This is a genomic window from Streptomyces sp. NPDC020801 (assembly GCF_044334385.1).
Classification (GTDB): Bacteria; Actinomycetota; Actinomycetes; order Streptomycetales; family Streptomycetaceae; genus Streptomyces.
In genome coordinates, this window is sequence record NZ_JBIRST010000007.1 from 128,590 (window position 1) to 141,743 (window position 13,154).

The 13,154-nt window shown below is 71.0% G+C and carries 9 protein-coding genes; 4 read left to right on the forward strand and 5 right to left on the reverse strand.

From position 1 onward, the window contains the following. The first annotated feature begins 60 nt into the window (after positions 1–60). From ACH4UM_RS16660 to ACH4UM_RS16670, 3 genes are all read left to right on the forward strand, one after another. On the forward strand, positions 61–750 hold the full coding sequence (locus ACH4UM_RS16660; protein WP_398178960.1) for a TetR family transcriptional regulator: 690 nt from the start codon (positions 61–63) through the stop codon (positions 748–750). A 70-nt stretch (positions 751–820) separates the two neighbouring features. Continuing rightward, positions 821–1,069 (forward strand): heavy-metal-associated domain-containing protein, encoded by a 249-nt coding sequence (locus ACH4UM_RS16665; RefSeq protein WP_398178962.1) that lies wholly within the window; start codon positions 821–823, stop codon positions 1,067–1,069. Between the two features lie 94 nt (positions 1,070–1,163). Then, the gene (locus ACH4UM_RS16670) at positions 1,164–3,449 is read left to right on the forward strand and encodes a heavy metal translocating P-type ATPase (protein ID WP_398178965.1); all 2,286 of its coding nucleotides are present in this window, start codon (positions 1,164–1,166) and stop codon (positions 3,447–3,449) included. Between the two features lie 650 nt (positions 3,450–4,099). Here the strand turns inward: ACH4UM_RS16670 and ACH4UM_RS16675 are convergent. Further along, on the reverse strand, positions 4,100–5,389 hold the full coding sequence (locus ACH4UM_RS16675; RefSeq protein ID WP_398178968.1) for a citrate synthase: 1,290 nt from the start codon (positions 5,387–5,389) through the stop codon (positions 4,100–4,102). 297 nt (positions 5,390–5,686) lie between these two features. Then, positions 5,687–7,951 carry an ATP-dependent RecD-like DNA helicase gene (locus tag ACH4UM_RS16680; RefSeq protein WP_398178971.1) on the reverse strand — a complete coding sequence of 755 codons (2,265 nt, stop codon included), beginning with the start codon at positions 7,949–7,951 and terminating at the stop codon, positions 5,687–5,689. A 349-nt stretch (positions 7,952–8,300) separates the two neighbouring features. On the opposite strand from ACH4UM_RS16680, the gene ACH4UM_RS16685 reads away from it, so the two are divergent. Next, positions 8,301–9,467, forward strand: coding sequence for a ribokinase (locus tag ACH4UM_RS16685; RefSeq protein WP_398178974.1), 1,167 nt, complete (start codon positions 8,301–8,303; stop codon positions 9,465–9,467). A 376-nt stretch (positions 9,468–9,843) separates the two neighbouring features. Here ACH4UM_RS16685 and ACH4UM_RS16690 read toward each other — a convergent pair whose 3' ends face one another. Genes ACH4UM_RS16690 through ACH4UM_RS16700 form a run of 3 tightly spaced genes read right to left on the reverse strand, consistent with a single transcriptional unit; the run spans position 9,844 to position 13,132 of the window. After that, positions 9,844–10,680, reverse strand: coding sequence for a sugar phosphate isomerase/epimerase family protein (locus ACH4UM_RS16690; protein WP_398178977.1), 837 nt, complete (start codon positions 10,678–10,680; stop codon positions 9,844–9,846). After that, positions 10,677–11,984: a dihydrodipicolinate synthase family protein gene (locus ACH4UM_RS16695; protein ID WP_398178980.1), complete on the reverse strand. Its 1,308-nt coding sequence runs from the start codon at positions 11,982–11,984 to the stop codon at positions 10,677–10,679. The genes ACH4UM_RS16690 and ACH4UM_RS16695 overlap by 4 nt, the downstream gene beginning before the upstream one ends. After that, entirely contained in the window at positions 11,981–13,132 is a 1,152-nt protein-coding gene (locus ACH4UM_RS16700; protein WP_398178983.1) for a Gfo/Idh/MocA family protein, read from the reverse strand. Before ACH4UM_RS16700 ends, ACH4UM_RS16695 begins: the two co-directional genes overlap by 4 nt. Positions 13,133–13,154 lie beyond the last annotated feature (22 nt).

The window sequence follows — 13,154 nt, forward strand, 5'->3', positions numbered from 1 at the left end:
CCTAGAATGCGAGCGACCGCTCGCGTTTGTCAATCGCCTGCGGAGAGCTGGGGATAACTCGTGCCCGACAAGACCGAGAAGTCCGGGAAGGACCCGGTGGCCACCGACCGGCCGCGCCGCCGGCAGGCCCGGGGTGAGCGCCGGATCGCCCAGCTGCTCGAAGCCGCCGCCTCCGTCTTCTGCACCTCCGGCTACACCGCAGCCAGCACCAACGCCATCGCCCGCGAGGCCGGGGTGTCGCCGGGCACGCTCTACCAGTTCTTCCCGAACAAGGAGGCCATCGCGATCGAGCTGGGCGACCGGCTCGTGCACGAGATGCGCGAGACGTACGGCGAGGCGCTCGCGCCGGTCGAGCCGGGCACCACGCTCGCCGAGGCGGTCGGGGCCGCCGTCGACCGGTTCATCGACTTCAACTGCCGGCACCCGGTGTTCTTCGCGCTGATGCACGGCCCCGACATCCCGGGCCGGATCGCCGAGGAGCACGACGCCCTGCATGCGACCCTGCTCTCACGCGTCGAGGTGCTGCTCTCCTCGTTCATGCCCCAGCCCCCGCAGGCCGACGTCACCCGCACGGCCGACGTGTGCCTGTGCGTGTACAAGGCGGGCCTGGAGCTGGTGCTCGCCCACGAGGGCGCCGAGCGCGACGCCTACGTCCGGGAACTGAAGGACGTGCTGGTCCGCTACCTGACGCCACTGGTGGACGAACGCGCCGCCGCTCCGGCCGCGGCTTCTTTGAGAAATACCCCCTAGGGGTATACTCTCGGTGAGGTGGCCCCCCGTGGGTCACGCCCGCCCCACCGCCTCGACGAGGAGAACGACCATGAGCGCTCAGACCGGCACCCCGGACACCGTCACCACCGTCACCACCGTCTACAAGGTGAGCGGGATGAGCTGCGGACACTGCGAGGGTTCCGTCTCCGCCGAGATCTCCGAGATCGCGGGCGTCGACTCCGTGAAGGCCGTCGCCTCGACCGGCGAGGTCACCGTGCTCTCCGCCGCCCCGCTCGACGACGAGGCGGTGCGTGCCGCCGTGGACGAGGCCGGCTTCGAGCTCGTCGGCCGCGCCTGATCCGGACGCCCCACCACGCAACTCTCGACACCGGGCCGTATCGGCCAGCTGATACTGGTGCTGTACGGCCCGGTCCGTTCACTGGAGTACGGACATGACCAGCACCACCAGCGCAGCGGCCCCCATAGGCGGCGAGCGGCCGGAGACCGGGCCGTCCGAGGTCGAGCTGCTCATCGGCGGAATGACCTGCGCCTCCTGCGCGGCCCGCGTGGAGAAGAAGCTCAACCGCATGGACGGCGTCACCGCGACGGTGAACTTCGCGACGGAGAAGGCGAGGGTCGCCTACCCCCAGGGGGTACAGGTCGCCGACCTGATCGCCACCGTGGTGAAGACCGGGTACACGGCCGAGGAGCCGCCACCCCCGCAACCGGAGCCCGCGCCGCGGCGGGCCGCGGAGGCCACCCCGGCCGCGGACCCGGAGCTGACCGCCCTGCGCCGGCGCCTGATCGTTTCCGCGCTTCTCGCGGCCCCGGTCGTCCTGCTCTCCATGCTTCCGGTCCTGCAGTTCGACAACTGGCAGTGGCTCGCGCTGACCCTCGCCGCACCCGTTGTCGTCTGGGGCGGCCTGCCCTTCCACCGCGCCGCCCTCACGGGCGCCCGGCACGGCGCCGCCACCATGGACACGCTTGTCTCGGTCGGCACCCTGGCCGCGTTCGGCTGGTCACTGTGGGCGCTGTTCCTCGGTGACGCGGGCGCGCCCGGGATGCACGACGAGTTCCGTCTCACCGTCTCCCGGATGGACGCGGCGTCCACGATCTATCTGGAGGTCGCCTCCGGAGTCGTCGCGTTCATCCTGCTCGGCCGGTATCTGGAGGCCCGTTCCAAGCGGCGCGCGGGCGCCGCGCTGCGGGCGCTGCTGGAGCTCGGCGCCAAGGACGTCTCCGTGCTGCGGGACGGGCGGGAGGTCCGGATCCCCGTGGCCTCGCTGGCCGTCGGCGACCGGTTCGTCGTACGGCCCGGGGAGAAGATCGCCACCGACGGCAGGGTCGTCGAGGGCGCCTCGGCGGTGGACGCCTCGATGCTGACCGGCGAGTCCGTCCCGGTGGACGTGAACGTCGGCGGCACGGTCACGGGCGCCACGGTCAACGCGGGCGGCCGGCTGGTCGTCGAGGCCACCCGGGTCGGCGCGGACACCCAGCTCGCGCGGATGGCCAAGCTCGTCGAGGACGCACAGAACGGCAAGGCCCAGGTGCAGCGGCTGGCCGACCGGATCTCGGCGGTCTTCGTACCGGTCGTCCTTCTCATCTCGCTCGGCACCCTGCTCACCTGGCTGTTCGTCACCGGCGAGGTCACCGCCTCCTTCACCGCGGCCGTCGCCGTGCTGATCATCGCCTGCCCCTGCGCGCTGGGCCTGGCCACTCCGACCGCGCTGATGGTCGGCACGGGCCGGGGCGCCCAGCTCGGCATTCTCATCAAGGGCCCCGAGATCCTGGAGTCCACCCGCCGCGTCGACACCGTCGTCCTGGACAAGACCGGAACGGTGACCACGGGCCGGATGACGCTCCAGGAGGTCTACGCCGCCGAGGGCACCGACGAGAAGCAGCTGCTGCGGCTCGCGGGCGCCCTGGAGCACGCCTCCGAGCATCCCGTCGCCCGCGCGATCGCGGCCGGCGCCGAGGAGCGACTGGGCCCCCTGCCCGCGGTCGAGCACTTCGAGAACGTCCCCGGACGGGGCGTACGAGGGCGCGTGGAGGGTCATGACGTGGCCGTGGGCCGGCTCACCGAGCTCACCGCGGGGCCGGCCGGGGACGTGGCCCGCGCCCGCCGTGAGGCCGAGAAGGGCGGCCGTACGGCCGTCGTCGTCGGCTGGGACGGGGTGGCACGGGGTGTCGTCGCCGTGGCGGACGCGGTCAAGGAGACCAGCGCCGAGGCGGTACGGCAGCTGCGGGCGCTGGGACTGCGGCCGGTGCTGCTGACCGGCGACAACCGGGCGGTCGCCGAGGCCGTGGCGCGGACGGTCGGGATCGACGCCGGGGACGTGCTCGCCGAGGTGCTGCCGGAGGACAAGGTCGACGCCGTCCGGCGGCTGCAGGCCGAGGGACGGACCGTGGCCATGGTGGGCGACGGCGTCAACGACGCGGCCGCGCTCGCCACCGCCGACCTGGGCCTGGCGATGGGGACGGGGACGGACGCCGCGATCGAGGCGGGCGACCTGACGCTGGTGCGCGGAGACCTGCGGGTGGCCGCGGACGCGATCCGGCTGTCCCGGCGGACGCTGGCCACCATCAAGGGCAACCTCGTGTGGGCCTTCGGCTACAACGTGGCCGCGCTGCCGCTGGCCGCCGCCGGACTGCTCAACCCGATGATCGCGGGAGCGGCGATGGCGTTCTCCTCGGTGTTCGTGGTGACGAACAGCCTTCGGCTGCGCACGTTCCGCTGAGCGAAAGCAAACCGGACTGAAGTAAGAGTCCCTCTAGAGTCCTGCGCGCGCCTCACATAAGCTCTTCACAAGGCTCGCGCATCATCCTTACGCTTGGGTCCCAGTCGCCGTACCAGGGCTCTTGCGCATCTAAGGGACGTTTGCAAGAGACGCAGATCACAGTGATGTGAACGTAACCATCGAAGGGGTTCGAAGGTCTAAGTTTGGCGATGTCAGGAAGCGTCTTGGGGGGCGCCGACTGACGTCTGGGGATGTCTTGGGGGACTTCCTCAGAGATGCGTTGCCGGGGCACGCACACCGGGAAGCTTTGAGCGGCCCTCCCGCGCGTGCGCTGTCCCGGCAGATCGCACAGCAGTACATGCGACACCGCAGTACGACGGGTGCGTTCGTCGTGCTCACAGCGATTCAGGCGCTGGTCCTCACAAGCGCCCGGCCGGATCCCGTGGGGGGAATCCGCACCGGGACATGGGAAGGCGCCCTGGTCGTCGGCCCGTGGGGGGACTGGCGCTGGGGCGCCTTCCGTTTATCCGGAGGTCCTCACAACCGGAGGTCCTCACAAGGGGACGCCGCCCGGCACAAGGCCCCGCAACCGCGGTCTGCGCGGATACGGGGCCCGGTGACGTCACGAGGAATCATCGCTCCTCGATGGCTCAGCGCTCCTCGACCGGAACGAAGTCGCGCTCGACGACACCCGTGTAGATCTGGCGCGGGCGGCCGATACGGGAGCCCGGCTCCTTGATCATCTCGTGCCACTGGGCGATCCAGCCCGGCAGTCGGCCGAGGGCGAACAGGACCGTGAACATCTCGGTCGGGAAGCCCATGGCCCGGTAGATCAGGCCGGTGTAGAAGTCGACGTTCGGGTAGAGCTTGCGCTCGACGAAGTAGCCGTCGGAGAGGGCGTGCTCCTCCAGCTTCAGGGCGATGTCGAGGAGCTCGTCCTCCTTGCCCAGCGCGGAGAGCACGTCGTGCGCGGCGGCCTTGATGATCTTGGCGCGCGGGTCGAAGTTCTTGTAGACCCGGTGGCCGAAGCCCATCAGGCGGACGCCGTCCTCCTTGTTCTTCACCTTGCGGATGAAGGTGTCGACGTCGTTGCCGGAGTCGCGGATGCCCTCCAGCATCTCCAGCACCGACTGGTTGGCGCCACCGTGCAGCGGCCCCCACAGGGCGCTGATGCCGGCCGAGATCGAGGCGAACATGTTGGCCTGCGAGGAGCCGACCAGGCGGACCGTGGACGTCGAACAGTTCTGCTCGTGGTCGGCGTGCAGAATCAGCAGCTTGTCCAGCGCGGAGACGACCACCGGGTCCAGGTCGAACTCCTGCGCGGGGACCGAGAAGGTCATGCGCAGGAAGTTCTCGACGTAGCTGAGGTCGTTGCGCGGGTATACGAACGGATGACCGATCGACTTCTTGTACGCGTACGCCGCGATCGTCGGGAGCTTGGCGAGCAGGCGGATGGTGGAGAGGTTGCGCTGCTTCTCGTCGAACGGGTTGTGGCTGTCCTGATAGAAGGTTGACAGCGCCGAGACGACGGAGGAGAGCATCGCCATCGGGTGGGCGTCGCGCGGGAAGCCCTTGTAGAAGTTCTTGACGTCCTCGTGCAGCAGCGTGTGCTGCGTGATCTCGTTCTTGAAAGAAGTGAGCTCGTCGATGGTCGGCAGCTCACCGTTGATCAGCAGGTAGGCCACCTCCAGGAAGGTGGAGCGCTCGGCCAGCTGCTCGATCGGGTAGCCGCGGTATCGGAGGATGCCCTGCTCACCGTCGAGATAGGTGACGGCGGATTTGTAGGCGGCCGTGTTGCCGTAGCCGCTGTCCAGAGTCACCAGACCGGTCTGGGCGCGGAGCTTCCCGATGTCGAAGCCCTTGTCGCCGACGGTGCTGTCGATCACCGGGTAGGTGTACTCGCTGCCGTCGTACCGCAGTACTACAGAGTTGTCGCTCACGTCTTCCCTCACCGACGTAGTGCCTCATCTTCGAGGTGCCCTGACTGTCTCTACCATCCCCCATTTGGCTCAGGAGAGTGCACTCGGGGTCGACCATTGGGCCTATTGGCGGCACTCAGTGCCGCCAACCTGCTCATCCTGCCCCCTCGATCCGGCCACGGGAAGTGCTGTGTGACCTTTACGACTCGTTTGATCGATCATTTTTTGTGACGCAGAGTCAGAAAGCGGCGTTCCGGCCCCTGGCGGGCGACTTTTCACCCCTCGGCGGCGGCCCTCCGGCCCCGCAGACGGTGGCTTTCAGCCGCCGCCCAGCCGGAAGTCCAGCGCCGTGCAGCGCCGTCCCGCCGACACCGTGCGCACCGCCTGGCCGATCGCCTTGCGCGAGCCGACGAGCACGACCAGCTTCTTGGCCCGGGTCACCGCCGTGTACAGCAGATTCCGCTGGAGCATCATCCAGGCGCCGGTGGTGACGGGGATCACCACGGCCGGATACTCACTCCCCTGGGAGCGGTGAATGGTCACCGCGTACGCATGTGCCAGTTCGTCCAGTTCATCGAATTCGTACGGAACCTCCTCGTCCTCGTCCGTCAGCACCGTCAGGCGCTGGTCGACCGGGTCGAGCGAGGTGACCACGCCCACGGTGCCGTTGAAGACACCGTTCCTCCCCTTCTCGTAATTGTTGCGAATCTGGGTCACCTTGTCGCCGACACGGAAGACCCGGCCGCCGAACCGCTTCTCCGGCAGATCGGGCCGGGCCGGGGTGACGGCCTGCTGGAGCAGGCCGTTGAGCGTGCCGGCGCCCGTCGGGCCGCGGTGCATGGGCGCGAGGACCTGCACGTCCCGGCGAGGGTCGAGCCCGAACCGGGCCGGGATCCGCCGCGCCGCCACGTCCACCGTGAGCCGGCCCGCCTCCTCGGTGTCGTCCTCGACGAAGAGGAAGAAGTCCTTCATGCCGTCGGTGACGGGATGCTGCCCCGCGTTGATCCGGTGCGCGTTGGTCACCACGCCCGACTGCTGGGCCTGGCGGAACACCCGGGTGAGGCGCACGGCGGGAACGGGGCTGCCGTCGGCCAGCATGTCCCTGAGGACCTCGCCGGCGCCGACGCTGGGCAGCTGGTCCACGTCCCCGACGAACAGCAGGTGGGCGCCGGGAGGCACCGCCTTGGCCAGCTTGTTGGCCAGCAGCAGGTCCAGCATGGACGCCTCGTCCACGACCACCAGATCGGCGTCCAGCGGACGGTCCCGGTCGTAGGCCGCGTCACCGCCGGGCTTGAGCTCCAGCAGGCGGTGAACGGTGGAGGCCTCGGCACCGGTGAGCTCGGCAAGGCGCTTGGCGGCCCGGCCGGTGGGTGCGGCGAGCACGACCTTCGCCTTCTTGGCGCGGGCCAGCTCCACGATCGAGCGCACCGTGAAGGACTTGCCGCAGCCGGGGCCGCCGGTCAGCACGGCCACCTTCTCGGTGAGCGCCAGCTTCACGGCCGCCTCCTGCTCGGGGGCAAGGTCGGCCCCCGTACGCCCCTCGAGCCAGGTGAGCGCCTTGTCCCAGGCCACGTCCCGGAACGCCGGCATCCGGTCGGCCTCCGTGCGCAGCAGCCGCAACAGCTGGGCGGTCAGGGAGAGTTCGGCGCGGTGGAAGGGGACCAGATAGACGGCGGTGACCGGGTCCCCGCCCTCGGGACCGGGCACCTTCTCCCGGACGACACCGGGGTCCGCGCCGTCCTGCGCCGGCTCCGCGAGTTCGGCCAGGCACTCGATGACGAGCCCGGTGTCGACCTGGAGGAGCTTGACGGCGTCCGCGATCAGCCGCTCCTCCGGGAGGAAACAGTGGCCCTGGTCGGTGGACTGCGACAGGGCGTACTGCAGGCCCGCCTTGACGCGCTCCGGACTGTCGTGCGGGATGCCGACCGACTGGGCGATCCGGTCGGCGGTCAGGAAGCCGATGCCCCAGACGTCGGCGGCCAGCCGGTAGGGCTGGTTCCTCACCACCGAGATCGACGCGTCACCGTACTTCTTGTAGATGCGCACCGCGATCGACGTCGAGACCTCGACGCTCTGGAGGAAGAGCATGACCTCCTTGATCGCCTTCTGCTCCTCCCAGGCGTCGGCGATCTTCTTCGTCCTCTTGGGTCCAAGGCCGGGGACCTCGATCAGCCGCTTGGGCTCCTCCTCGATGATCTTCAGGGTGTCCAGCCCGAAGTGCTGGGTGATGCGGTCGGCGAAGACCGGGCCGATGCCCTTGACCAGGCCGGAGCCGAGATAACGGCGGATGCCCTGGACGGTGGCCGGCAGGACCGTCGTGAAGTTCTCGCAGACGAACTGCTTGCCGTACTGCGGGTGGGAGCCCCAGCGGCCCTCCATGCGCAGGGACTCGCCGACCTGGGCGCCGAGCAGCGCGCCGACGACCGTCAGCAGATCGGCGCCGCCCCGGCCGGTGTCGACCCGGGCGACCGTGTAGCCGTTCTCCTCGTTGGCGTACGTGATGCGCTCGAGGACTCCTTCGAGCACGGCCTGCCGTCGCTCGCCGGCCCCCGCCTGAGGGGGACCCCCCGCCTGATTGGACATGATCCGACGCTACCGCCAGGGTCCGACAGCGCAGCGCGCCTGTGGACAACTTCATCCGCGGACAGCCGCCACCTTCACGCACTGCTGTGCCTCTCGCGGGAACCCCGTGGTCCGCGCGGACGGGCAGACGGCAGACAGCAGACAGCAGACAGCAGACAGCAGACAGCAGACAGCAGACAGCAGACGACGGTACGGAACCTGGTCGACCGCCTCGAGTGCCGCCCTGCGGAGCCGACGGTGAAGGTGCCGTACAAGGTGGTAACGAAGAGGAGAGCGTGGCCGGGTTCAGCGGCTGACCCGAGAGGCCGCCCCGGAACACCCGTGTGACGCACCTGAGGAGACGGTTCGCATGTACGACTACGACCTCCTGGTCGTGGGCTCGGCCAACGCCGACCTGGTGATCGGCGTCGAGCGGCGGCCTGGCGCCGGGGAGACGGTGCTCGGCTCCGACCTGGCCGTCCACCCGGGCGGCAAGGGCGCCAACCAGGCGGTCGCGGCCGCCCGGCTCGGAGCCCGTACGGCCCTGCTGGCCCGGGTCGGCGACGACGCGCACGGCCGGCTGCTGCTCGACTCGCAGCGGGCGGCCGGGGTGGACCCGGCGGGCGTGCTGGTCGGCGGCGCGCCGACCGGGGTGGCGCTGATCACGGTGGACCCGTCCGGGGACAACAGCATCGTGGTCTCGCCGGGTGCCAACGGCCGGCTGACTCCCGGGGACGTCCGGGCGGCGGCGGGTCTCCTCCGGGCCTCCCGGGTGGTCTCGGCGCAGCTGGAGATCCCGCTGGAGACGGTCGTGGAGACCGTACGGCACCTGGCGCCCGCGGGCCGCTTCGTACTGAACCCCTCGCCGCCGCGCCCGCTGCCGCAGGAGCTCCTGGACGCCTGCGACCCGCTGATCGTGAACGAGCACGAGGCGAAGGTGATCCTGGGCGGGTCCGGGTCCGGGTCCGGGTCCGAGTCCCGGTCCGGATCAGGGGAGATTTCCGGGTCCGGGGCCGGGGCCGGGGCCGGGGCCGGGTCCGGGTCCGGGTCCGGGTCCGGGGCCGGGGCCGGGGCCGGGTCCGGGTCCGGGTCCGGGTCCGGGGCCGGGGCCGGGGCCGGGTCCGGGTCCGGGTCCGGCGAAGGGTCCGGGGCCGGGTCGGGCGAGGGTTCGTGGTCCGGGTTCGGGGCCGGCGAAGGGTCCGGGGCCGGAGAGGGCTTCGAGGTCAGCGACGGCCCGGAGGGCTGGGCTCGGGCGCTGCTCGCGCGCGGGCCGCGCTCAGTGGTCGTCACCCTGGGCGCGCAGGGCGCGCTGGTGGCTTCCCCCGAGGGGGTCGCCCGGGTCCCGTCGGTGGAGGTGGACGCCGTGGACACCACCGGTGCGGGCGACGCGTTCACCGCTGCGCTGGCCTGGCGGCTCGGGGCGGGCGCGACCCTGGCTCAGGCGGCGGCCTACGCGGCCCGGGTCGGCGCGGTGGCCGTCACCCGGCCGGGCGCGCAGGAGTCCTTCCCCACGGCGGCCGAGGTCGACACCCTGTGACGAAGGGCCCAATCCTCGACCGCGGTCTCTCCGGCGCGCCGGAGAGACCGGGGCCACAGGGACGGGCTGCCGTCCTCCGCCGAGGTGCGGGGTCTTCTTCCGGCCCGCTGCGCGGGCAAATCGAAATCGAAGGGGCCCAGTCCATCGACCGGGCCCCCTCGGCTTTCCCCTCCTGCATCAGAACCCCCGCGATCCCCCCAGATCCCCCTCCAAAGGTTCTGATGCCAGGTACGACACCCAGACCGCGGGAAGGGTTGCACGGAGTTCCAAGATTTTCTTTCCCTCCCACCACCCCCGCGGTGCCGCGCACGCGAGGCGGCCCGCCGAGGGGCCGCCGCACTGGGCGCTCATATCCGTCATACGGGCATTCATAAGGTCATTGGATCACGTGTGCGATGAACCGCTCCGCCGTGCGCGCCAGCACCTCCCGCCCGTCCCGTGCCCACAACTCCCCGTTGAACAGTTCGACTTCGATCGGCCCCGAGTAGCCGGCCGCCTCCACGTATCCCTTCCACTCCCGCATGTCGATCGCGCCGTCCCCGATCTGGCCGCGGCCGTTGAGGACGCCCTCCGGCAGGGGGGTCGTCCAGTCGGCGAGCTGGAAGGCGTGGATGCGGCCGCCCGCACCCGCCCGGGCGATCTGCTCGGGGGCCCGGTCGTCCCACCAGACGTGGTACGTGTCCACGGTGACGCCGACCTGGTGGGCGGGGAAGCGTTCGGCGAGGTCCAGTGCCTGGGCGAGGGTGGAGACCACACAGCGGTCGGCTGCGTACATCGGGTGCAGCGGCTCGACGGCCAGCCGCACGCCGTGGTCTTCCGCGTACGGGCCCAGTTCCGCCAGCGCGTCCGCGATGCGCTCACGCGCGCCGCGCAGGTCCTTGGACCCGGCCGGGAGACCGCCGGAGACCAGCACCAGGGTGCCGGTGCCGAGCGCGGCCGCCTCGTCGACGGCCCGGCGGTTGTCGGCCAGGGCCGCCGCCCGCGCCCCGGGGTCGATCGCCGTGAGGAAGCCGCCCCGGCACAGTGTCGTCACCGTCAGGCCCGCGTCGCGGACCAGTTTCGCGCTCGCGTCGACGCCGTACTCCTGCACCGGCTCGCGCCACAGACCGACGTTGCGGACGCCGGACAGCGCGCACGCGTCGGCCAGTTCGGGCAGGGACAGCTGCTTCACCGTCATCTGGTTGATGGAGAAGCGTTCGAGACCGGTGCTCATAGGTTCACCCCGTACAGCGACAGCAGGTTCCGCATCCGCTCCTCGGCGAGCTCCGGGTCGGGGAAGAGGCCGAGTCCGTCGGCGAGTTCGTAGGCGCGGGCGAGATGTGGCAGGGAGCGGGCCGACTGCAGACCGCCGACCATCGTGAAGTGCGACTGGTGTCCGGCGAGCCAGGCCAGGAAGACCACACCCGTCTTGTAGAAGCGGGTCGGGGCCCGGAAGAGGTGGTGGGACAGCTCGACGGTGGGGTCGAGGAGTTCACGGAAGCCGGGCACGTCCCCCGTGTCCAGTACCCGTACGGCCTCCGCCGCCAGCGGGCCCAGCGGGTCGAAGACGCCGAGCAGCGCGTGGCTGAAGCCCTGCTCGTCACCGGCGATCAGTTCGGGGTAGTTGAAGTCGTCGCCCGTGTAGCAGCGCACGCCCCGCGGCAGGCGGCGGCGCAGGTCGATCTCGCGCCGGGCGTCGAGCAGGGAGATCTTCACGCCGTCGACCTTGCCGGGGTGGGCGGCGACGACCTCCAGGAAGGTGCCGGTGGCCGCGTCCAGGTCGGTGGAGCCCCAGTAGCCGTCCAGCGCCGGGTCGAACATCGGGCCGAGCCAGTGCAGGATCACCGGTTCGGCGGCCTGGCGGAGGAGGTGACCGTAGACCTCCAGATAGTCGTCCGGCCCCCTGGCCGTGGCCGCCAGCGCCCGCGAGGCCATCAGGATCGCCCGGGCGCCCGCCTCCTCGACGACGGCGAGCTGCTCCTCGTACGCGGCCCGGATCCCGGCGAGCGAGCAACCGGTGACACGGCCTCTGATCCGGCCTGTGATCCGGCCGTTGTCCTGGTCGGTGCTCCGGCCGTTGTCCTGGTTGGTGCTCCGGCCGTTGTCCTGGTCGGTGCTCCGGCCGTTGTCCTGGTCGGTGCTCCGGCCGTTGACCTGGTCGGTGCTCCGGCCGTTGACCTGGTCGGTGCCGACGCCGCAGGCGATGCGCCCGCCGACGCCGCGCGCCTCCGCCGCGGACCGGCGGATCAGCTCGGCCGCGGCCGCCCAGTCCAGGCCCATGCCGCGCTGCGCGGTGTCCATGGCCTCGGCGACGCCCAGCCCGTGCGCCCACAGATGGCGGCGGAAGGCGAGGGTGGCGTCCCAGTCGACGGCGGCGGGCGAGTCCGGGGACACGTCCGCGAACGGGTCGGCGACGACGTGCGCGGCCGAGAAGACCGCACGGGAGGTCAAGGGGGCCCCCGGGGTGATGGCGAGGGGTTCGGTGCGGGGCTCGTAGGCCCGCAACGCCCCGCTCGCGTCCGGCAGATGGATGGTCACAGGTGGATCTCCGGCACGTCGATGCGGCGGCCCTCGGCCGAGGACTTCAGGCCCAGCTCGGCGAGCTGGACACCGCGGGCGCCGGCGAGCAGGTCCCACCGGTAGGGGGCGCCGGCGTACACATGCTTGAGGAACAGCTCCCACTGGGCCTTGAAGCCGTTGCCGAACCCGCCGTTGTCGGGCACCTCCTGCCACTGGTCGCGGAAGACCTCGGTGGCGGGGATGTCGGGGTCCCACACCGGCCTGGGGGTGGCGGAGCGGTGCTGGGCGCGGCACCTGCGCAGGCCGGCGACGGCGGACCCGTCCGTGCCGTCGACCTGGAACTCGACGAGCTCGTCACGGTTGACCCGGACCGCCCAGGAGGAGTTGATCTGGGCGATCGCGCCGCCCTCGAGCTCGAAGACGCCGTAGGCGGCGTCGTCGGCGGTGGCGTCGTAGGGCTTGCCCCTCTCGTCCCAGCGCTTGGGGATGTGGGTAGCGGTGAGGGCCTGGACCGACCTCACCCGGCCGAAGAGCTCGTGCAGGACGTACTCCCAGTGCGGGAACATGTCCACGACGATGCCGCCGCCGTGCTCGGCGCGGTAGTTCCACGAGGGGCGCTGAGCCTGCTGCCAGTCGCCCTCGAAGACCCAGTAGCCGAACTCGCCGCGCACGGACAGGATGCGGCCGAAGAAGCCGCCGTCGATCAGCCGCTTCAGCTTCAGCAGTCCGGGCAGGAAGATCTTGTCCTGCACGACGCCGTGCCTGATCCCCGCGGCGTTTGCGAGCCGGGCCAGCTCCAGGGCGCCGTCCAGGCCGGTGGCGGTGGGCTTCTCGGTGTAGACGTGCTTGCCTGCGGCGATCGCTTTCCTGATGGCCTCCTCGCGGGCCGAGGTGACCTGTGCGTCGAAGTAGATGTCGACGGCCGGGTCGGCGAGGACCGCGTCCAGGTCCGTCGAGACGTGCTCCAGGCCGTGCTTGCCGGCGAGCGCCGTGAGTGCCTGCTCGCGCCGGCCGACCAGGATCGGTTCCGGCCACAGCACGGTGCCGTCGCCGAGGTCGAGTCCGCCCTGCTCGCGCAGGGCGAGGATCGAGCGGACGAGGTGCTGGCGGCAGCCCATGCGCCCGGTCACGCCGTTCATGGCGATCCGCACCGTCTTGCGTGTCACGTCACTCCCTTCGTACGTGCGC